At 66.5% G+C, this 20,665-nt stretch carries 19 protein-coding genes (1 of these 19 cut by a window edge); 10 read left to right on the plus strand and 9 right to left on the minus strand.

The features are described from left to right. Positions 1-2: 2 nt before the first annotated feature. The 3 genes from DOL89_RS20515 to DOL89_RS20525 form a co-directional block, all read right to left on the minus strand. Entirely contained in the window at positions 3-704 is a 702-nt protein-coding gene (locus DOL89_RS20515; RefSeq protein ID WP_119681193.1) for a C39 family peptidase, read from the minus strand. Continuing rightward, complete coding sequence (locus DOL89_RS20520; RefSeq protein WP_119681194.1) at positions 701-1,069, minus strand: hypothetical protein; 369 nt, start codon at positions 1,067-1,069, stop codon at positions 701-703. The genes DOL89_RS20515 and DOL89_RS20520 overlap by 4 nt, the downstream gene beginning before the upstream one ends. Before the next feature lie 68 nt (positions 1,070-1,137). Then, positions 1,138-2,886, minus strand: a complete 1,749-nt coding sequence (locus tag DOL89_RS20525) for a hypothetical protein (protein ID WP_119681195.1) — start codon at positions 2,884-2,886, stop codon at positions 1,138-1,140. Between the two features lie 390 nt (positions 2,887-3,276). Here DOL89_RS20525 and DOL89_RS20530 point away from each other — a divergent pair, with 390 nt between their 5' ends. Then, positions 3,277-4,419 (plus strand): c-type cytochrome, encoded by a 1,143-nt coding sequence (locus tag DOL89_RS20530; RefSeq protein WP_162937735.1) that lies wholly within the window; start codon positions 3,277-3,279, stop codon positions 4,417-4,419. Between the two features lie 75 nt (positions 4,420-4,494). Here the strand turns inward: DOL89_RS20530 and DOL89_RS20535 are convergent, their stop codons facing one another. The 4 genes from DOL89_RS20535 to DOL89_RS20550 all read right to left on the minus strand — a co-directional run bounded on the left by DOL89_RS20535 (position 4,495) and on the right by DOL89_RS20550 (position 8,501). After that, positions 4,495-6,474 (minus strand): Ig-like domain-containing protein, encoded by a 1,980-nt coding sequence (locus DOL89_RS20535; RefSeq protein WP_162937736.1) that lies wholly within the window; start codon positions 6,472-6,474, stop codon positions 4,495-4,497. Between the two features lie 233 nt (positions 6,475-6,707). Then, positions 6,708-7,493: an anti-sigma factor family protein gene (locus DOL89_RS20540; RefSeq protein ID WP_119681198.1), complete on the minus strand. Its 786-nt coding sequence runs from the start codon at positions 7,491-7,493 to the stop codon at positions 6,708-6,710. After that, the gene (locus tag DOL89_RS20545) at positions 7,490-7,993 is read right to left on the minus strand and encodes an RNA polymerase sigma factor (RefSeq protein WP_404813507.1); all 504 of its coding nucleotides are present in this window, start codon (positions 7,991-7,993) and stop codon (positions 7,490-7,492) included. The genes DOL89_RS20540 and DOL89_RS20545 overlap by 4 nt, the downstream gene beginning before the upstream one ends. A gap of 220 nt (positions 7,994-8,213) precedes the next feature. Continuing rightward, entirely contained in the window at positions 8,214-8,501 is a 288-nt protein-coding gene (locus DOL89_RS20550) for a hypothetical protein (RefSeq protein WP_162937737.1), read from the minus strand. A 405-nt stretch (positions 8,502-8,906) separates the two neighbouring features. Here DOL89_RS20550 and DOL89_RS20555 point away from each other — a divergent pair, with 405 nt between their 5' ends. The 7 genes from DOL89_RS20555 (at position 8,907) to DOL89_RS20585 (ending at position 14,111) form a co-directional block, all read left to right on the plus strand. Further along, entirely contained in the window at positions 8,907-9,335 is a 429-nt protein-coding gene (locus tag DOL89_RS20555; RefSeq protein ID WP_119681201.1) for a hypothetical protein, read from the plus strand. A 154-nt stretch (positions 9,336-9,489) separates the two neighbouring features. Then, on the plus strand, positions 9,490-10,167 hold the full coding sequence (locus DOL89_RS20560) for an exopolysaccharide biosynthesis protein (protein ID WP_119681202.1): 678 nt from the start codon (positions 9,490-9,492) through the stop codon (positions 10,165-10,167). A gap of 141 nt (positions 10,168-10,308) precedes the next feature. Then, positions 10,309-10,623 (plus strand): co-chaperone GroES, encoded by a 315-nt coding sequence (groES, locus tag DOL89_RS20565; protein WP_119681203.1) that lies wholly within the window; start codon positions 10,309-10,311, stop codon positions 10,621-10,623. A 16-nt stretch (positions 10,624-10,639) separates the two neighbouring features. After that, entirely contained in the window at positions 10,640-12,244 is a 1,605-nt protein-coding gene (gene groL, locus DOL89_RS20570) for a chaperonin GroEL (RefSeq protein WP_119681204.1), read from the plus strand. A 171-nt stretch (positions 12,245-12,415) separates the two neighbouring features. Further along, positions 12,416-12,601, plus strand: coding sequence for a hypothetical protein (locus DOL89_RS20575; protein ID WP_119681205.1), 186 nt, complete (start codon positions 12,416-12,418; stop codon positions 12,599-12,601). Positions 12,602-12,686: 85 nt separating this feature from the next. Then, the gene (locus DOL89_RS20580; RefSeq protein ID WP_119681206.1) at positions 12,687-13,181 is read left to right on the plus strand and encodes a hypothetical protein; all 495 of its coding nucleotides are present in this window, start codon (positions 12,687-12,689) and stop codon (positions 13,179-13,181) included. Between the two features lie 99 nt (positions 13,182-13,280). Then, positions 13,281-14,111, plus strand: a complete 831-nt coding sequence (locus tag DOL89_RS20585; protein ID WP_162937738.1) for an outer membrane protein OmpK — start codon at positions 13,281-13,283, stop codon at positions 14,109-14,111. A gap of 13 nt (positions 14,112-14,124) precedes the next feature. Here DOL89_RS20585 and hyi read toward each other — a convergent pair whose 3' ends face one another. Next, positions 14,125-14,907, minus strand: coding sequence for a hydroxypyruvate isomerase (gene hyi / locus DOL89_RS20590; RefSeq protein ID WP_119681208.1), 783 nt, complete (start codon positions 14,905-14,907; stop codon positions 14,125-14,127). A gap of 207 nt (positions 14,908-15,114) precedes the next feature. Here hyi and chrA point away from each other — a divergent pair, with 207 nt between their 5' ends. Beyond that, positions 15,115-16,518, plus strand: coding sequence for a chromate efflux transporter (gene chrA, locus DOL89_RS20595; protein ID WP_119681209.1), 1,404 nt, complete (start codon positions 15,115-15,117; stop codon positions 16,516-16,518). A 501-nt stretch (positions 16,519-17,019) separates the two neighbouring features. After that, a complete protein-coding gene (locus DOL89_RS25975) occupies positions 17,020-19,905 on the plus strand; it encodes a TonB-dependent receptor plug domain-containing protein (protein ID WP_119681210.1) in 2,886 nt (961 codons plus the stop codon). A gap of 718 nt (positions 19,906-20,623) precedes the next feature. Here DOL89_RS25975 and DOL89_RS20605 read toward each other — a convergent pair. Then, a protein-coding gene (locus tag DOL89_RS20605; protein ID WP_119681211.1) for a hypothetical protein crosses the window boundary here: on the minus strand, positions 20,624-20,665 show its final stretch. 303 nt of this gene lie beyond the right edge of the window; 42 of the gene's 345 nt are visible here — the last part of the coding sequence; its start codon lies beyond the right edge, outside the window; the stop codon is at positions 20,624-20,626.

The following is a 20,665-nucleotide window of genomic DNA, read 5'->3' on the forward strand; positions in this document are numbered from 1 at the left end:
GCTTAGAACTCCCCGGGTGGACGCAGGTTCATGAGCTGGGCGCCGCCCGGCCGGGCCACGCTCGCGGCCTCCGTGACCTTCGGGCGGAAACGCCATTCGTCGGGGCGGTTGAAACTGTTGCGGCCGACCTCCACGAAGTCGTCGATCGCGAAGACCGGCCCTTCCTGAATGGCCTGCAGATCCTCCAGCCCGTAGATCTTCAGGCCCAGCGCCGGATCGCCGACCAGCACGCGTCCGTCATGGATGCCCTTGACGACCACGAAGTGCCGGTAGCCCCGGACATTGATCAGCACGATGAAGGGAATGCCGGCTTCCGCCGTTTCCTCCAGCTTGGCCCAGTATCCGTTGGCCTTGACATTGTGGGCGGCCAGGAAGCGCTGCATGTCGCCCATGGAGAAGCCCTGGGAGCGGATGCGTCCCGGATCGCCGGTCCGCATCATGGCCTCGACCAGTTCGGCCTCGGTAATGTCGGTGTCGTAGTGGAACTTCAGCAGGGTGGCCAGGGCGGCGGCCCCGCAACTGAAGTCGTGCTGCTGCCGCACGATGGTGCGGTAGCGGATGTCGAGCAGGGTGCGGACCTTTACGCTGGCGGCCATGCCTGCGGTCCGGATCGGGACCTCGGTGGCGTGCGCGCCCGATCCGCAGCAGAGCAGTACGGCCAGCGCGGCAGCCAGGACGGACGGCGCTTTGCCTGCGGCGGTCATCGGATGTTCACCGTGACGTTCGTGATGTTATGGATCACGACATTGTCGCCGAGGTTCTGAATCGACGTGACCAGGCCCGTGGCGCCGGAGAAGGCCGAACCGCTGATTCCGTTGGTTCCGGTCAGTCCGCCAGCGGCGGGTTGCTGCCCGGAGGTGGTTTCCGGTGCGGCGGAACTGCCGGTGGAAATGGCGGGCGCCGGATCGGCGGCGGGATCGACGCCAAGGCCGGTTACACGCTCGAGATCCGCGAGGGCCGCTGTCCGCGCGGCCAGGGGACCGGCGCCTTCGGCGGCATTCGCCGAAGCGGCGGGCCACGCCGCGAGAAGCACGGCCAGCAGGACCAGGTCCGGGTGTATTCTTCTCATGTCGCGCTCCAGGCATCGGGAGATAGTCCCGGGCTGCGCCTCCCGCAGCCCGGGACTGGAACGGCAGGTCAGCGACCGCCGGTGAAGCTGCCGCTTGCGGAGACAGTGATCACCGACTGGATGGCGTTGTTGTTGCCGTTGTTCTGCTGGAGGGTGAGAATACCCTGGGCGCCGTTGAACACGTTGCTTGCCCGGTTGGACAGGACGATGCCGGCCCCACCGGCCCCGGAGTAGGATTCCGAAGCCGCCACCGTGGCATCCAGCGCCGCCGTCTGGGCCAGGGGCGTGGAAGCGCCCTGGGCAACGCCGATGGCGACAGCACTTCCCATGACGTTGTTGCTGCCGTTGTTCTGCTGCACCGAAACGATGCCCTCGGCCTTGTTGAAGGAGTTGCTGAGGGTGTTGTTCCGGCTCACGCTGGGCCCGTCTTCGGCGATAGCCCCGGTCACAGTGGCGCTGCCGCGCACCGTCTGCTGCTCCATATCGCCCACTGCCACGGCGGTGGCGGTCGACATGGAGTTGTTGTCGCCATTGTTCTGGCGCAGCGTGAGGATGCCGCGGGCAGGCGCGCCGTCCGCCGCGTTGAAGGCGCCGTCGGTGACGTTCCTGCGCTCCGAGGCCTTGCTTCCGTCAGACGCTTCGATGGACATGCTGCCATCCACCACACCCGTCATGATGACGGACTGGGACGCCTTTCCGTCCTTCCCGGCCTTCTCATCCTTCTTCAGGCCGGCGGCGATCGCCGTCGAGATGGAGGTGGCATTGTTGCTGCCGTTGTTCTGATCGACGGTGACAATACCCTGCACGCCGGAGAAAGCGCCGGTCAGGCTGTTGCTGCGAACGCCGGTCGACGTTCCGCCCGTGTAATCGTCGGAGCGGGTATCCACGACGGTGTTGCTGGACCTGACGGTCTGGGCCGAGGAGGCATGCTCCTTGTCCATGTCGGCGGTGATGGCGGTAGCGATGCTCGCCGCATTGCCGTCGCCGTTGTTCTGCTGGACCGTGATGATGCCCTGGGCTTTGGTCAGGGCGCCGCTCAGGCTGTTGGTGCGCGCCGCCGTAGTCTCATCCCACATCCAGTTGGAGGAGACGGTGTTCGACGTGTTCAGCGTCTGATCCAGTGCGCCGGCCTTGTCGTTGACGGTCAACGCATTCTGGATTGCCAGCGCGTTCATGTCGCCGTTATTCTGCTGCACCGTCAGCAAACCGGTCGCCCCGTCCAGGCTGCCCTGGCCCAGCACGTTGTCGCGGGCGCTGGAGGAGAACCCGTCATTGTGCAGGTCGTCCGAGTAGTCGCCGCCGACCTCCTGGCCGATGCGGATCGTCTGCTCGCTCGTCCCGCTCTGCTTCACGAACAGGGCATTGCCCGCCGCGACGGAGTTGCCGTCCCCGTTGTTCTGCTGCAGCGTGACGATGCCGGCGGCACCGGTCGCCGCGTTGGCGAGGGCGTTGTCGCGATCCGCACCCGCACCGGCAAGATAGGTGTTGGTCTGGACCTTCGCGGTGATCGAGGAGGTCTGCGCGGCGCTGCCGACCGTCTCCACGGCAATGGCGTCGGTCGTCGACATCGCATTGTTGGAGCCGTTGTTCTGGGCGGCATGGATGATGCCTTTGGAGGAACGGAAGGCATCGCTCTGGAAGCCGTTGTCGCGGCGTCCGCCGGCACCATTGGCATTCTCGCCATCGGTGGTCCCGGTGATGGAGTGATTGATCCTGGACGTCTGGGTGCTTTGTCCGACCTCAGCGGCGCCGGCAGCCGTGGCTGACCCGATGGAGAGGGCCAGCAAGGATGCGCTCAGGCACAGCATGCGTTTCATTGTGATTCTCCTTGGCTGACTGCCGGGAACCGGATCTGCATCCTCTGCACCCGGGCCAAGCGATCATTGCCAAGGCCGGCCTGAATATCGCCTCGCACTCCATATAATCTGAATAGGATAGACCCTCTTTCCCGCCTCGGAACTTCCCGTTGCGGAGCACTCGAAAGTGGGTATTATCGCTCCGACAGTATTCATGGACCGCCTGTCGGAGAGGAGCAGCCGGATCATGATGGGGCAACGGACCGTCAGAGCCGTATCCGTGCTCGCCCTGGCCCTCCTTCCTTCTGCCGGTCTCTGCCGCGGGGGGAGGATATCTTCCGCGGGGGCGTCGGGTCAGCGCCCATCCAGGCCCGGATCGGCATATCCGCTGTTGCCGTGCCGGCGGAGCGGGTGCCCTGTTCCGGCTGTCACGGCGCCGACCGGACGGGCCGGACGGAGGGCGGGATCACCGCCCCGGACATCACGGCGGGCAGCCTCGGCGCATCGGCCCGCACCCGACCCGCCTATGACCGCGCCACCCTCTCCCGCGCCATCACTGAGGGCGTTGATCCCGGGGGCCGGCCGCTGGACCCGGCGATGCCGCGCTATCAGCTTTCTGCCGCGGATCTCGAGGCGCTGCTGGACTTTCTCACCCGCGATGCGGTCGATCCCGCCATCGACGATTCCGTGGTCCGGATCGAGCTGGCCGCCGATCTGGAGCCGGACCGCCGCGCCGTGGAACTGGCCTTGGCGGAGATCAACGGCGCGGACGGTATCCATGGACGGCGGCTGGAGCTGGGATCGCCGGGCCTGATCCACCTGTCCCTGCGGCAGGAGCCGGGTGAGCTATCCTGCGGTCCGGCGCGCCTGTGGCTGCACGGGGCCGGCGTCAGCAGCGGTGGAATCGGCCTGCTCCCCGACCCGGCTACAATAATCGGCGCGCTGGCTGCCCATCTGGCGCCTGCGAACCCCAAACTGGCCGTGGCCGGCGGCACCGCAGGGGAACGAGGCCTGGCCGAACAGGTCGCAAGGACCGCGGCGGCAGCAAGCGGGTCCGTTGGTCTGGAGGGCCGGATACTTCTCTGGCTGGGCGGTGCGCAGGAGCTGATGTCTTTTCTGGATGCGCAGGGCACCGAGCCCGCCGTCATCGTCGCCCTTCTGGATCGATTGGGGCCGGAGCTGATGGCAATGCCCCCGGAACTGCTCGGCATGCTGCGCTTGGCGAGCCCGGTGTTGCCGACGGACTGGCAAAGGCCGGAGGCGCACGGTTTCGCGGAGTATGCCCGAACCGGCCGCCTTCCCCTCGCCCCTCGCACGGCCGCGATCTATGCCGGGGTGCAGGTCATGGCCGAGACCTTGCGCCGGTCCGGGCGGGCGCTCTCCCCTGACCGCCTGTGCGAGGGGATGAGCGCGCTCGGGCTATTGGATACCGGCGCGCTTCCGCCGCTACGGCTGGCGCCGGGACGCTCCAGCGCGCTGACCAGCCTGCATCTGGTCGGGCTCGACCCTGCGAGCCGCCGTTTCATTGATGCGGTGAGCATTCCCATTCCGTGATGGCCGCCCCGGACGCGAAAAGCCCGGGCCGAACGGCCCGGGCTTCGCATCGAGGCTTATCGCCGAGGATGAAGGTCACCGCGTGGTGGCCGTCACCTGCACGGTCTTGCCCTTGGAGGAGACCAGCGTGACCGTCGCCCCGGTGCGGGGGGTATTGGCACGGGTCACATCGGCCAGGATCCTGAAAGAGCCGTCCGCGGCATCCACAACGCCCGTCCCGATCAGCGTCGTGGAGGAAGGCGCGCCGAGATAGGCGGTGATGGTGTTGTCGCGGGTGGCGGAGCTGGTTCCTTCGATGCGCCAGCCGCTGTCAAGACGGAAGGCTGCGGTGCCGGTGAGCTGCTCGGCCTGGACAGTGATGGTCACCGTGGCCTCGTTGGACCGCGCGCCCTTGTCGTCGATGACCACATAGGTGAAGCTGTCCGTTCCCCCGGCCTGCAGGCCCGGCCCCGGAATATAGGTGATGCCGGCCAGACCGGTCAGGCCGATGGTGCCGTTGGTCGGCTGCCGTACGACCTGGACGCTCGCGATGGTGCCGTCGCTGTCCGTGTCGTTCCCGACCACAGGGATCAGGACGGAGGTGCCCTCCACCGCGACCGCCGTTTCGCTGATGGCAACCGGCGGCGTATTGTCCACGGGATCGGTCGGGCCGCCCGGCCCTTCCCCGCCCGGCCCGCCGGGATCGCCAGCCGGGCTTTCGGCAAGGTAACGCACCGGTGCTTCGGTCCTGCCGCCCCAGGTCGATTTCACGACGATCTTCGCCGGCGGAACCTCCACGCCGGTCACGACCAGCTTGCCATCCTGGTAGACGGCGGACGGGAAGCCATCCAGGGACAGGACGGGGCCGTCCTGCGGCGCGGTGCCGCCCGTTGCGTCGGACTGCGCATGCACGGTGAGGGTACCGATGCCGGCATCGTCCCGCACGTAGGTGGCGTTGGATATCCAGATGAAGTCCCGCAGCTCGGCGCAGATTGCCGTATCCGTGTTTCCGGCCTGCCGCGCCCGGACCTGGAGGGCGGTGCCCGCCGGCAGGGTGGTGGGCGTGACCAGATAGAAATTGCCCATGCCGTCCTTGTGCAGCGGGATTTCCGACGCTTCCGGGTTGATGTCGCTTGGGTCGCAGACCGGAGCCACATTGGGCTGCGGCATCACGGTCACGGTGGCGCCGGGGCTGGCGTCCACCTTTACCTCCATGTGCCCGTTGGACAGGGTCGTGCGCTGGACCGTGACCGGAACCGGCAGCATCTGTGCGTCGTACTTCAGGCCGGACACGGCGAAGAGATCGGTGGACACCTCGTTGCTGCCTGTGCCGCTGAGGTCCACGGTCTCATCGTCGAGATAGGTGACGCTGAAGAAGTTCTGCCCGATGGGGGAGCCCGTGACGGTGTGCGGCACGTTCGGGTCGCCGATATAGCCGGCGGGCAGCAGGTTCTGATCGCTGTCCCAGACCAGGAAGGCCATGATGCCGCTGCGCAGCGGACCGTTATAGTCCGGCGAGAAGCTGCCGATATCCACCGTCTCGTTGATGGCGCGCCGGCCTGGCGCGGTCACCGTGAAGATCTCCTCACCGAACGGATGCTTGACCAGATAGCGGCCCGGCAGCGGGACGTCGATGCGGATGCGGATGCGGCCGAAGGGAAACTCCTCCCCCTTCACCGCGCGCTCTGCCAGATAGGCGGCCTCCAGCGCCAGGGTGAGCGAGGCCGTGCAGGTGTCACCATCGCAGGTCTGCGCCGGCCCCATGTCGACCGAGGCGTCCGCGCTCCACCAGAAGCCCTCGCCGCCGAAGCCGGTCTGCTGCTGATAGGGGTCGGCCGGGTCGGGCGGGTCGAAGATGCACAGACCGGCGATGTCGTTGTGCGCCGTGCACAAGGCGAGAGCCAGACCGGTATGGTCCTGGTAATAGACCGGGAAATTGCTACGGGTGTCGATCGGCCCGACGCCGACCAGATGCTGCTTCGTCCCCGGTTCGATGGCGGAGGCCGACGCCAACGGCAGCAGCAGCATCGCCGTCGTACAGAACAGGCCGGCCAGGTATTTTCCTTTTATTGTCATGAGGCGTCTCCGATAGCGGAAGGATGCGTACCGCTTGGCCGGCTTTCAGCAGCGGGCGCGGTCCACTCAGCATCCCATCCGCCCCCGTGCGGAGGCGTCTCCCGATCCAAATAGCCCGACGGCGAATTCCGGAACCTTTCGTCGTCATCCTGGCGGAGAGACCATCCGCCAGGGGAGGACAGCGCCAAGGGCCGGGCGCATGACCCGCCGCGTCCGCCGGACTTGCCCGTCCCTCAGGTCCCTGCCGCGGCGGGTTCGATCAGTTCCACGATGCCGGAGAGTTCACCCTCGTCCAGGGCTCCGACAACGATGTAGGTCTGGCCGTCATCGACCCAGCTCGCCACGCCGAGGCCGTGATGCCGGTCGAGCACCGCCTCGCGCTCCGCCCCCTCGGCGGTGGTGACGCAGACCGCGATGGGCAGGCGTCCGTCGGCGCTGTACATGAGCTGGGCCACCGGCAGCGTGCCCAGGGTCAGCAGTCTGGCACCGGCGAAGCGGAAGCCTGCCGCTTCCAGGTCTGGCACCTGGAGCGGACCGTCGATCCGCCGGCCGAGCCACTGCTCTATATGGCTCCGTTCGCCAGCGGGCACTTCGACGAGATGGTCGCGCTCCGTCATGTAGACGGTATGATAGGCCGCCACCTCCTCATGCAGCTCTGCGATATCCGCCGGCACCTGTCCGGGAAGACGGATGCCATCTAACGCTAGAAGCAGCACGACAGCGGCTGCCGTGGCCAATCCCGCCAGTGCCGCCCCCCACCGCCTTGGAGTTGCCGCGCCCGCCAGGGCTGCCGGGCCGGCGAACCCGGATGGTTCCTGGACCTCCTCATGGCCGAACGCCGCGCGGAGGAGGTCGCGTGAGTTGCGAAGGTCCTCCACCATCTCCCGAGCATTCGGATCGGATGCCAGGCGGGCTTCCACCTCCGCCGCCTGTGCCGCGGACAGCTCGCCATCCACGTAGGCCACCAAGAGTTCGGGCGGCATCGGGGCGCCGCTGTTCCTGTCATCCCGGATGTTCATTTCGGCGCCCGTCCCGGAGCAGGAGTCGGGCGTCTCTTCATGCGCTTGATCAGCGCCAGGCGGCCCCGGGCCAGCCTGCTCATTACCGTGCCGACAGGAATGCCCAGCTGGTCGGCAGCCTCACGGTAGGACAGGCCATCAACACAGACGAGGATCATCACCGTCCTTTGCTCCGGCGGCAGACCGCGGAGGGCGCGGCGCACTTCGGCGAGGGTAAGACGGGCTTCCGCATCCAGCCGACCGTCGCTTCCCGCGACATCGCGCAGCGCGTCCACCTGTTCGATCCTGCCCCGACGCCGCAGTTCGCGCCGCCGGTCGTTCCAGAGACTAAGGATGAGGCGCTTCATCCAAAGGTCAAGCCGGCCGATCCCGCCCGGATCTTCGTTGGACAAGGCGCGCTCGCAGGCCTCCTGGACCAATTCGTCCGCTGTTTCCGGCGACCTTGTCAGATTGCGCGCGAACCGGCGAAGCATGGGCAGGGATTGGATGAGGTCTCTCACGAGGCACCTGCCACGGATCACGGCACGGGTTCAACGCCCGCCCCCGTAAGCAGGAAGGCCGGACATGATCCATCATTGCGCCGAAGCCGCACCGAACCTATCGCACTTCGGAAGGAGGGCACGGCGCATTGACGGTGGCCGATGCATCGTTGGTATACAGTTTGCCGGGTCCTGCCGCAGGCGGACGCCCGGGCGGCACCTGCCGGCCTTCGCCCCTGATTCAGGCGCTGTCCTGACCGTCCGGCGTCAGCATGACCAGCGCGTCGGTGATCTCTTCGGAGAGCTGGCGGGCCGCCTGCCGCGGCTCCAGGCCGGCGAATTCCTCGCAGACCTCCGCGGGCGCCGGGGTCGCCCCGGTCCTGACGCCCTCCAGCGTGCGGATCAGCCAGGGCTCCAATTGCCGGAATCCGGCCTCCTGCGACTCGGCGTGATCGAGGCGCAGATCGCGTATGGCGGCCTGTAAAAGCCAGTCGGCGCCGCCGCTCATCCCATGTTTAATTCCGTCCATACCGCTCTCCGACCGTTGAGGCAGAACTCCCGGAGGATTTCCGCCCCAGGCATCCGTGCCGGCCCCGCACCGGATTGGAATACGCGCCCCGATCATGCAAGGTTCCACCCCGGATTTCCAATAAGCTCCTGATTTTTGGAGGTATTGCAGATATGGCGGCCAGCGGCATGGCGTGGCAAAGCCGCCTTCCGCTGCCCTCCCGGCCCGCGTTCCGTGGCTGTCGGCAACGACCGGAGCGGGTGACGGCGCACGCAATGCGGGCGGCTTTCGGCTCCACCGTGGCGGAACACCGGAGGACCCGATCCGGGGCCATCCCTGGACAGCTGGCGATCTCCATCCGGTCACTGGTAATCCGGCTGGCATCGGGACTATTCAGAAGCTCGCGCAACGCAGCCACCGTCCACCATGCCGATCCGCCGCGAGGCCCGCTTTCACTACCCCATCGACTGGCCGCAGATCAGCGACTCCGTCCGGTTCGGGCGCGCCAAGGGCAAGTGCGAGAGTTGCGGGCGGCCTCATGGGGAGAAGGTGCGCTGCCTGCCCGACGGCCGCTGGTTCGATCAGGATTCGGGCACCTGGAGGGACGGCTTCGGTCAGCCCGCTTCCTGGCCGGACATCGAGGAAGCCTGCCAGGTGAAGACAACCCGCGTGGTGCTGGCCGCCTGCCACCGCGACCACGACCCGACCAACAATCGGCCCCAGAACCTGGCTGCCTGGTGCCAGCGCTGCCATCTTCGCCACGACCGGGCCTATCACCGCCGGCAGGCCTGGGTCACCATTATGCTGCGCCGGGCGTTGGGCGACCTGTTCCTGGGACGCTACCGCCGTTGGTGACCCTGCCCCGCCCCGTCATGTGGCCGGCGGCAGTCTGCGCCGGTGAAGTGATATCCGCCCTTTTCCCGCCGTTGTTCCGTGCCACTTCTCCCCGGCCTTTGCACTGGGCCAGTATCCCGGGCGGTAGGAGCTTCCCTATGCGTGGTCGGACCTGATGGCCAACGATTCAGAAAATCTTCCCAGCCGGCGCGCCCGCCTTACAGCTTTCCTCGCCCGGCACAGCAATGCCGAGCGGCCCGCCCGCTTCTCAACCATGCTGCGGCTGGTGGGGGAGGAGGCCGATGAGCGGATCAAGCTGTCCACGCTGGTCGACGCCTTCCAGGACAGGGCGTTCGGCGCCTTGATGTTCATCCTGGCCGCCCCGAACGCCATTCCCCTGCCCCCAGGCACCTCCGCCGTGCTGGGTCTGCCGCTGGTGCTGGTCTCGGCCCAACTCGCCCTTGGGCACCGGCGTCTCTGGCTGCCGGCGGCCCTCGCTTCCCGCACAATTCCACGCCAGGATTTCCAGTCGCTGGTGGGACGGGCGCTGCCGGTGCTGAGGCGTGTGGAGCGGGTGCTGGCGCCGCGCCTCACCGTCCTGTTCGGCCCCGTAAGCGAACGGCTGATCGGCAGCATCTGCCTGCTGCTCGCCATCGTGCTTTTCCTCCCGATCCCGCTCGGCAACATGCTGCCGGGCATCGCAGTGAGTCTCTTCGCGCTGGCCCTGTTGCAGCGTGACGGCGTGGCCGCCCTGGCGGGCTGGCTGGCCGCCGCGGTCAGCCTGGGTTTGCTGGTGGCCGTGTCCGGTGCGCTCTGGGCCGCGACGAAGGCGTTCATCCATGCCCTGATGTAACGACGCCCGCTGCCGACCTATACTTCCGGGTAGGTCTTGACGGCCGGAATCTCGCTACTTACCTCGATACCCGCCCAGGCCGCCCGCATGGGGGCCGGGGCAGCAATGACTGGCATTCGCTTTGGACAAGGAGTGTCATAGATGCGTTTCCGTCCGCTGCACGACCGTGTCGTCGTGCGCCGCCTGGAGTCCGAGGAGAGGACGGCCGGCGGCATCATCATCCCCGATACCGCAAAGGAAAAGCCCCAGCAGGGCGAGGTGCTGGCCGTAGGTCCGGGCGCCCGCGACGAAGCCGGTCGCCGCGTGCCGCCCGCCGTCCAGGCCGGCGACCGCATCCTGTTCGCCAAATGGGCCGGCACCGAGGTCAAGATCGACGGCGAGGAGCTCCTGATCCTGAAGGAGACGGACATCCTCGGCGTGCTCGACGAGGCCGTTGCCGGGAAGAAGGCTGCCTGAGGTTCGGGAGGCAATCATGGCTGCAAAGGAAGTGAAGTTCGGGACGGACGCCCGTTCCCGTATGCTGCGCGGCGTCGACATCCTGGCCGACGCGGTAAAGGTCACGTTGGGTCCGAAGGGCCGCAATGTGGTCATCGAGAAGAGCTTCGGCGCGCCCCGCATCACCAAGGACGGGGTAACCGTTGCCAAGGAGATCGAGCTTTCCGACAAGTTCGAGAACATGGGCGCGCAGATGCTGCGGGAGGTCGCCTCCAAGCAGAACGACCGCGCCGGGGACGGCACGACCACGGCGACCGTGCTGGCCCAGGTCATCGTGCGCGAGGGCGCCAAGGCCATCACCGCCGGCATGAATCCCATGGATGTGAAGCGCGGCATCGACACGGCGGTGGACGCCATCGTGGCCGAGCTAAACGCCAAGGCGAACAAGGTCACGGCCAACGAGGAGATCGCGCAGATCGCCACCATCTCCGCCAACGGCGATACGGAGATCGGCCGCATTCTGGCCGAAGCCATGGAGCGGGTCGGCAATGAGGGCGTGATCACGGTCGAGGAGGCCAAGAGCCTGGAGACCGAGCTGGACGTGGTCGAAGGCATGCAGTTCGACCGCGGCTACACCAGCCCCTACTTCGTGACCAATCCCGAGAGGATGGTCGCGGAGCTGGACGAGCCCTATGTGCTGATCCATGAGAAGAAGCTGTCCGGCCTGCAGGCACTGCTGCCGGTGCTGGAGCGCGTGGTCCAGCAGGGCCGGCCGTTGCTGATCATCGCCGAGGACGTGGAGGGCGAGGCCCTGGCCACGCTGGTGGTCAACAAGCTGCGCGGCGGCCTGAAGGTCGCGGCCGTCAAGGCTCCCGGCTTCGGCGACCGCCGCAAGGCCATGCTGGAGGACATCGCGATCCTTACCGGCGGGCAGCTCATCTCCGAGGAGCTGGGAGCCAAGCTGGAGAATGTGACGCCCGCCATGCTGGGCCGCGCCGGCAAGGTGATCATCACCAAGGACAACACCACAATTATCAACGGGGCCGGCGACAAGGCGGCTATCGAGGCGCGCTGCGGACAGATCCGCCGCCAGATCGAGGAGACCACCTCCGACTACGACCGCGAGAAGCTGCAGGAGCGTCTGGCGAAGCTGGCCGGCGGCGTCGCGGTGGTCCGCGTCGGCGGGGCCACCGAGGTCGAGGTGAAAGAGCGCAAGGATCGCGTCGATGATGCGATGCACGCCACCCGCGCCGCGGTGGAGGAAGGCATCCTGCCGGGCGGCGGCGTCGCCCTGCTGCGGGCCGCGCAGGCGCTGGAAGGACTGACCGCCATCAACGAGGACCAGCGCCACGGCATCGAGATCGTCCGGCGGGCGGTGCAGCAGCCCTTGCGCCAGATCGCGGAGAATGCCGGCTTCGATGGCGCAGTGGTGGCGGCCCGGGTGATGGACGGCACGGAGTATGGCTGGGGCTTCGACGCCCAGACCGGTCAGTACCGCGACCTGGTTGCCGCCGGCATCATCGACCCCGCCAAGGTGGTGCGCACCGCCTTGCAGGATGCGGCCTCTGTGGCCGGCCTGCTGATCACCACCGAAGCGATGGTCGGCGAAGCGCCGAAGAGCGAAGAAAAGGCCGCGGCCTGACGTGGAAGGCGGGGTGCGGCTGAACGGCTGCCCCCCCGTGAGGCCATAAGAAAACACCGGAAGGGAGCCTTGCGAAGGCGTCGGGGGCGGCCACGGTCGCCCCCGGCCCTTCCAAGGTTGGACCAGTGCGCTGAAGCCTTGGAGGAAAGGAAAGAACTTACGGAGGGACGCATGCTGAGGCATCTGGCCCTGCTGTTTCTCGAACGCCCCGCCAACAATGCCGCCCCGGCCCGTCCTGCCGCATCCCGGCTGCCGGTTACCGAGTTGGTGGATCTGGCCGCCCGTTGCGCCGTCTTCATGGGAATCTGCGGGCTGGTGGGGTTGGCGGCTGTCACGGTACTGGGATCGGCTGCGTGAGAACGGTTGGAAGTGGGTCGCTACGATGGCAGGCCGTCACCGGTTCCGAGAATGCCCGGCATCGCTGTGCAGAGGAGAAATCGTCATGCTGGACCCTGTTGAGGCCATAGTCCGTAGCGCCGTCGGCAATGCCAGCCACCGCGCCGCACCGGCGGAGGTCGCCTCCGCCTGTTTGAGCGCCCTGCGCCGGCTGCACAGGATCGTGGAGGAGGCGGACGGCCCCACCGTCGCAGCCATCGTGGTGGATAATGCCGTCGCCGGCGCCATCCTGGCCCACAATCTGGCCGTCCTGCGGGAAAGCGGGCGAACACCGGAGCCGGTGCAATTGCCCGCCTACACCTCCGGCGGGCGCACGGCGACCGCCATTCTGGAGGATGCGGTGGACAGCTCCCTGCTGTTCCACCCGGTGATGCCGGGCGACTCTGTTCCCGCGACCATTGCCAGGGAACTGGTTGCCGCGATGTCCGCGCTGCTGGGCGGCGCGCCCGACCTTGGCGAGTTGCTCGACAGCATTCGCGGCCGCTCCAAGTCCCCGGTCGCGGGCATGGTGGCCGCACCGCCGGCCCAGCTCATAAATTGAGGGGACGACCGTCTGCTCTTACCGGTTGACTGGCTGTCACGGCTTTCCTTATGGACCCGGCCGCGGCGGAAGACGACCGGCATGGGAGGAGAAGCGGTGATGGAGGCGAGTGTGCGGCGTGGTGGCGGCAGTCCCGCCGCCGAGGCGGAATCCTGCGTGTCCCGCCGGATGCGCATCGTGCGCAGTGCCGCCGTAGCGCTTCTGTCGGTCGGCACGGCCGGCAGCTCCCCTGCCCTGGCGCAGGATTTCATCGACTGGTCCTCGACCAGCCTGACCTACCTGCACGGGGGTGGGTTCGAGGTGGACCCGAACCACCAGCAGACCCTGACGCTGGAACATGCGCAGGCCAATGCGGTGGGCGACCTCTTCGCCTTTCTGGACGTTATCAATTTCATCAACGCCGCCGGCGACGATGTCACTTGGTATGGCGAGGTTTCACCGCGGCTCAGCCTGTCAAAGCTAAGCGGCATGAGCCTGGAGGCCGGTCCGCTGAAGGATGTCCTCTTCAGCGCGACTTATGAGCGGGGTGAGTATGCGGAGGCGCTTCTGCTGGGCGGGGCGGTGGATTTCAACGTCCCCGGCTTCAACTATACCCAACTGAATGCCTATTGGCGGCACGACATTGAAAACGACGTCGATGACGACCTGCAGTTCACGCTTGCCTGGGGCGCGACTGCCGATCTGGGCATGACGACACTGGTTTTCGACGGCTTCATCGACTGGGTGATGGGCATTTCGGATCGGCCTTCCGACCTGCACATCGTGCCGCAGATCAAGTTCGATGTCGGCCAGATGCTGGGCTGGCGCACCGGCGCACTGCTGGCCGGCGTCGAGCTGGACTACTGGCACAACAAGTACGGCATCCGGAACACCGCCTCGTTCGACTCCAACCAGTTCGCCGCCAGCGCCCTGCTTCAGGTCAGGTTCTGACGGAACGGGCTGATCAGGCCGGCGGCACCGCCCGCAGCCAGCCCAGCCCAGCCTCCGTCGTGGCGGCGGGCCTGTACTCGCAGCCGATCCAGCCGTCATAGCCGATCCGGTCCAGATGCGCGAACAGGAAGGGCCAGTTCAGCTCGCCGGTACCGGGCTCGTTCCGGCCAGGATTATCCGCGATCTGGACGTGGCCGATCCGGGGCAGATTGGCCTGGATGGTGCGGGCGATATCCCCTTCCATTACCTGCATATGGTAGATGTCATACTGTAGCAGGAGATTGGGGGCCCCGACATCTTCAATGATGTCCAGGGCCTGCGCCGTGCGATTCAGGAAGAAGCCGGGAATGTCGCGGGTGTTGATCGGTTCGATCAGCAGCCGCAGCCCCTCCGCCCCCAGCACGTCCGCCGCGAAACGCAGATTTTCGACAAGGGTACGCCGCAGGATGTCCGGGGCCGCCCCGACCGGGCTGATTCCGGCCAGGCAGTTGAGCTGGGCGCACCCCATCGTCTTCGCATACAGGATGGCGGTCGACACACCGGTCCGGAACTCCTCCATCCGATCCGGATGGCAGGCGATGCCCCGGTCCCCATTCTCCCAGTCGCCGCCAGGCAGGTTGTGCAGCACGGGGGTGAGCCGAAACTGCTCCAGCCGCCGCGCGATGTCCGCCGGGTTGAAGGCATAGGGGAACTGGAACTCCACCGCGGTGAAACCCGCTTCGGCCGCAGCCTCAAAGCGGTCCAGGAACGGCCGTTCATTGAACAGCATGGTGAGATTGGCGGCGAAACGGGGCACCGGAATCCTGCCTGTGGAATGCTGAACTGGTCCGAGTTTAGGAAGAGGTTTCGTGGAACGGAACAGTCAAGCGCCAGCGGCCGGCCGGCCGGCATTGACGGGGCGGCGGGAGCATGTAATTTTCGCCTGGGGCCGCTCGCGATCGCCCCGTCAGGCGGCAGCCCAAGATCGCGCCATAACCTTCCTTGAACGGGGGACTGGCGCCCTATGTCGTCGAACAGCAATCACACGAACAGCAGCCGCACCGGCGTCGAGCTTCCCACCCTGTCCCAGGCCTTCCGGGTCTGGCTGCGCATCGCGCTCCTGAGTTTCGGGGGGCCGGCCGGCCAGATTGCCGTCATGCACCGCATCCTGGTGGAGGAGAAGCGCTGGATCGGGGAGCGGCGTTTCCTGCATGCGCTGAATTACTGCATGCTCCTACCTGGGCCGGAGGCGCAGCAGCTTGCCGTCTATATCGGCTGGCTGTTGAACCGCACAGTGGGCGGGTTGGTCGCCGGCACCCTGTTCGTGCTGCCGGGCTTTCTTTCCATCCTGGCGCTCAGCATCGTCTACGCGCTTTACGGTGACGTCGGCTGGGTATCGGCCTTGTTCTTCGGGCTGAAGGCCGCTGTGCTGGCCATTGTATTGCAGGCCGTGGTGCGGGTCGGCCGCAAGGCGGTGAAGGGCCGGATCATGCTGGCCATTGCCGCCGCCGCCTTCCTGGGTATATTCGCCTTCGGCATTCCATTCCCCTTGATCATTGCCGCCGCCGCCCTGGTCGGCTGGATCGGCGGCCGGCTGGGAAAGCGGGAGTTCCAGCCCGGCGGTCATGGCGGCGCCCATGGCCCCGCGGTGCCGGATGCGGAAACGGCCCTGGGCGAACAGGTGCCAGCCCATGCGCGACCGTCGCGCGACTGGTCCTTGCGGATCGGCGGCGCCTTCGCCGCATTGTGGCTGGTTCCGGTCGCCGGCCTGCTTCTGGCCCTCGGCCCGGACAATGTGTTCAGCCGCATCGCCCTGTTCTTCAGCCAGATGGCCGTGGTGACCTTCGGCGGCGCTTACGCCGTGCTGGCGTATGTAGCGCAGGAGGCCGTGCAGACCCATGGCTGGCTGCAACCGGGGGAGATGCTGGATGGGCTCGGCATGGCGGAGACCACGCCGGGGCCGTTGATCATGGTGGTGCAGTTCGTCGGGTTCCTGGGAGCGTTCCGCGATCCGGGCCCGCTGAATCCCCTGTTGGCCGGATCGCTGGCCGCGGTGCTGACCACCTGGGTCACCTTTGTGCCCTGTTTCCTCTGGATCTTCCTGGGCGCGCCCTGGATCGAGGCAATTCGCGGCAACCGGGCTATCGGCGACGCCTTGGCAGCCGTGACGGCTGCCGTAGTGGGCGTGATCCTGAATCTGGCTGTCTGGTTCGCCGTCCACACCATATTCACCGAAGTCCGGGAGGTTGGATACGGCATCCTGGCGTTGGAAGTTCCTGTCTGGAACAGCGTGGACTGGGCGGCGCTCATCCTGTCGGCCGCCGCCATTGTCGCCACTCTCCGCTTCAAAGTCGGCATGGCGCCGCTTCTCATTGCCTGCGCTGGGGCTGGGCTGCTCCTGCACCTGGGGAGCACTTTCCCAGGCTGAACCGTTCCTGGCGAAGGCCGCGCCGCAATGATGCCCATATCCGACCAGTAGAACAAAATAATGGCCCCGCAAGCGGGGCCTGTTGGCACTTGGCGTGTTCTGGCAAGCGCGCATAGTTTTGCATTGCAGCATTATTGCTGCGGCACCCTTTTCGGGCGTTTCCTCCCTGAACTCAGGCCGCGCACAGCGGCTTTCTTTTTCTTCTTTTCCTTCTGGCAGAGGAACCGCGCCGGTGCAATACCCCAATAGGCCATTACTCTTCGGATAGTTTTCGGTCACGCCGATTTCCGCTGCGGAATGCCCCGGCGTTGGCGATCGCTGCGACCAGCAGGGTTCAACCATGGCGGACAGTGTCCGTTCTGCCACATGGCCGGCAATTGCGTGCCCAAGCTATAACCCTACTCTTTTGGAGTCTTTGGCGGACGCGATCCGACATAGCAGCATCTCTGTGGCCGACACACGAAACGAGCGGCCTCCGGACACTACGGACAGGGAGCTGAAATGAAAGCAAAACGAATTCTTCTGGCTCATTCGTGCGTGGCCGCTCTTCTGGCAGGTGCCCTTTCCTCTACGACTGCATCCGCCCAGGATACCGGTCAGGCTGTCGCCCCCCAGGCCGGCAGCCTGGAGGAGATCGTCGTCACGGGGTCGCGCATCCGGCGCGACCCGCTGGAACAGTCCCAGCCTGTGCTGTCATTGGATGAGGAGGCCCTGGCCCGCACCGGCCTTTCCTCCACCGCCGAAATTCTTCAACGGCTACCAGTCTCGGGCGGCGGGTTGAACAGCCGTTTCAATAACAGCGGCAACTTCGGCAACCCGCCGGACGGCGGCGGCGTCGGCGCTGGCGCTGCGGAGGTGGATCTGCGTTATCTCGGCTCCCGCCGTACCCTGGTCCTGGTGGATGGTCTCCGCTGGGTCAATGGCGCGTCGGCAAGCGGCATTCCCTCCGCCACCGACCTCAACACCATTCCGCCCGGCATGATCGAGCGCATCGAAGTGCTGCAGGAGGGCGCGTCCCCCATCTACGGATCGGATGCCATCGCAGGCGTCATCAACATCATCACCCGCAAACGGCAGGAGGGTTTCGTCGGCTCCGCCCAGATCGGCGCCTATGACGAAGGCGATGGCATCACCCAGGATTACAGCCTGAGCTGGGGCAGCGACAACGAAGGCACCGCCATCGTCGCAGGGGTCAATTATGTGAAGCAGGAAAGCGTGCTGGCCTCGGACCGCGATATCGCGCTGTTCCCGACGCCGGGCATTACGGAATGCGACACCTCCTGCAGCTCGGGCACGCCGTTCGGTCGCTTCATCGTCAACAATCCCTTAACCGGGGAGGCTCTGGACCTCACGCTCCGTAACGTCATCGCTGGCCGGCCGGTATTCGATCCGTTGAATCCCACCGCGGGCGATTTCCGGCCGTTCGAGACCGCCGACCGGTTCAACTTCCAGCCCTTCAACTATGTCCAGGCCCCGTCGGAGCGGATCGGCACCTTCTTCACGGTGACGCAGGAGATCACGGACAGCATCAACTTCACCGGAAAGGCGGTCTACAACAACCGGCAGTCCAGGAACCAGGCTGCCCCGCTGCCGCTGTTCGTGGGCCCCGATGCCGGCAACGGCAACCTGCTGGACACGATCAGCATCGATGCGACGAACCCGTATAATCCGTTCGGCGTGACGCTGACGCCGGGCGACGCCAACACCCCTGCCAACTACAGCTTCATCGGTCGCCGCTTCGTCGAGGGCGGGCCGCGCCGGTATGAGCAGTCGGTGAACACCTGGTACGTGTCCGGCACGCTGGACGGCTCATTCCAGATGGGCGAGCGGGACTGGTACTGGGACGTCAACGGCATCTGGTCCCGGAACGAGGCTACGCAGGAATTCGCCGGCAACGTCAATGCGCAGCGGCTGCAGCAGGCTCTCGGCCCCGTCGCGAACTGCACCGGAGCGTGCGTGCCCTTCAACCTGTTCGGCGGTCCCGGCAGCATCACGCCGGAACAGGTCGCCTTCGTCCAGTTCACCCAGAAAGACAGCAGCGATCAGGAGCTGGCGGGCGGCAGCATCAACCTGTCCGGCGATCTGTTCGAGCTTCCGGCCGGTACGCTTGGCATCGCCGTGGGCTACGAGTACCGGGACCAGCAAGGCAGCTTCGAACCGGATGCCACCGTGGCGGCCGGCCTGGGCTCCGACATCCCGGCCCAGCCGACCTCCGGCCAGTTCGATGTGCATGAGGCCTATGGCGAGCTTCGCGTGCCCATCATCCGCGACCTGCCTTTCCTTCAGGAGGTGGAGGCCTCGCTGGCCGCCCGCTACTCCGACTATTCAACCTTCGGCGGGGAGACCACCTACAGGGCCGGCCTGACCTGGCGTCCGACCGAAGAAGTGCTGCTGCGCGCCTCCTGGGGCGAGGGCTTCCGGGCGCCCGGCATTGGTGAGCTTTACGGCACCCCCTCCCGCTTCGACCAGGAGATCACGGACCCCTGCTCCGACCTTCTGGGCCTGGCCGGGGGCACGCCAGCCTCCGCCGCTGTGCAGGCCAACTGCATCGCGCAGGGGGTCCCCGCCAATGGCAGCTATGTACAGAACAATCCGCAGCTCTCGGTCATTACCGGCGGCAATGAGGAGCTGCAGCCTGAAACCTCGGAAAGCTGGGTGTTCGGGGCGGTGTACAGCCCGGAATGGGCGCGGGATCAGGCCTGGGTGGACCGGCTGGACATCGAGGCGAACTATTACGACATCACGCTGGACGGGGCTATCCAGCCGGTGGGCGCCGACACGCTGCTCGGCCGCTGCGCCGAGACGCTGGACGCGTTGAGCTGCGCCGCCATTACCCGCACCGCCTCGGGCGCGATCGCCCAGATCAACGGGTTGTTGCAGAATATCGGCTCGATCGACACCCGCGGCATCGATGTCACGCTTACCTACCGCGGTCCCGAGACGGCCTACGGCGCCTTTGGCCTGTCCTTCATCAATGCGATCCTGCTGGAATATACCGAAACCGTGCCTACCACGTCCGGCACCGGTGAGATCGAGCGCGAAGGGACCGAGCGGGGCAGCCCCGACCAGGCCTTCCCGGAATACAAGTTCACGGCTGTCCTGGATTGGAGGATGGGTGACTTCGACGCCGCCTTCACCGCCCGGTACGTCAGCGCGGTGGAGGAGACCCAGGCCGACAATGAACTTGGGGAACGTCTCTACGGTGATGTCCAGGTGACCTGGACGCCGTCCATGTGGGACCAGCGGGTCGGCCTCACTTTGGGCGTCAACAACCTGTTCGACACTGATCCGCCGGGCTGCTTCAGCTGCGGCCTGAACAACTTCGATCCGACCACGTATGACGTGCCGGGCCGCTTCGGCTATGTCCGGCTGAGCTACAGGATGTAAGCCTGGATGGGGTCCGGCCCCGGTTCAGGTATCCGCGAATAGGTGCCTGGACCGGGGCCGGACTGTCCTGCTCAGCTCAGCCCATGCCATTGCTATTGGATCGACCCGCACCGCGGTTCTGCACCATGCGCTCCTGCACGCCGCAGGACTGCCGTCTCTCCGCCGCGTAACTGGCTTCAGCATCGTGCGACAGGCGTCTCTTGCGTCCGGCCAGTTTGGAACCGCTCCATCCAGGCCCGGTTGGACGCCAGTTACATAGCCTGGAGATCGTGACGTGTCCCGACCGAGGTACGAAGGCACCTCGCCACGCTGGCTTGCGCTTGCCGGCGGAGTGCTTGCTGCTGGCGCCGCACTGGCCGTCATCGGCGCACGGCAGCGCCATCCCATGCCGGCCCCCAAGGCCCCGGAGCGGAGCCGCACTGCGCTTATCAACGGCATCCCGATGCGGTGGGAACAGCATGGCGGCGGGCTTTGGCGGCACGGCTCAACGCGGACCTCTTCGTCATTCCGGACGCCTACCACTTCACGCCGGAGGATCATCCGGAGGTAATCGCCGGCATCCTCCGCCGCACCATAGAAAGGGCGGAAATCCGGCCACCTCACATGCGATCCGTTCAAGCGCTGGCAGCACTGCCCTGATCTCCAGGAGGGAGGGCCTCCTGTGGGGCCACGTTGCATTCGGCGCATGGGACAGACGGCCTCGCTCCTCCCTGCACGATCACCGGCCAAGGAAGCGCCGCAATATATCCGCAGCCTCGTC

The sequence above is a fragment of the Indioceanicola profundi genome, assembly GCF_003568845.1.
Taxonomy (GTDB): Bacteria; Pseudomonadota; Alphaproteobacteria; order Azospirillales; family Azospirillaceae; genus Indioceanicola; species Indioceanicola profundi.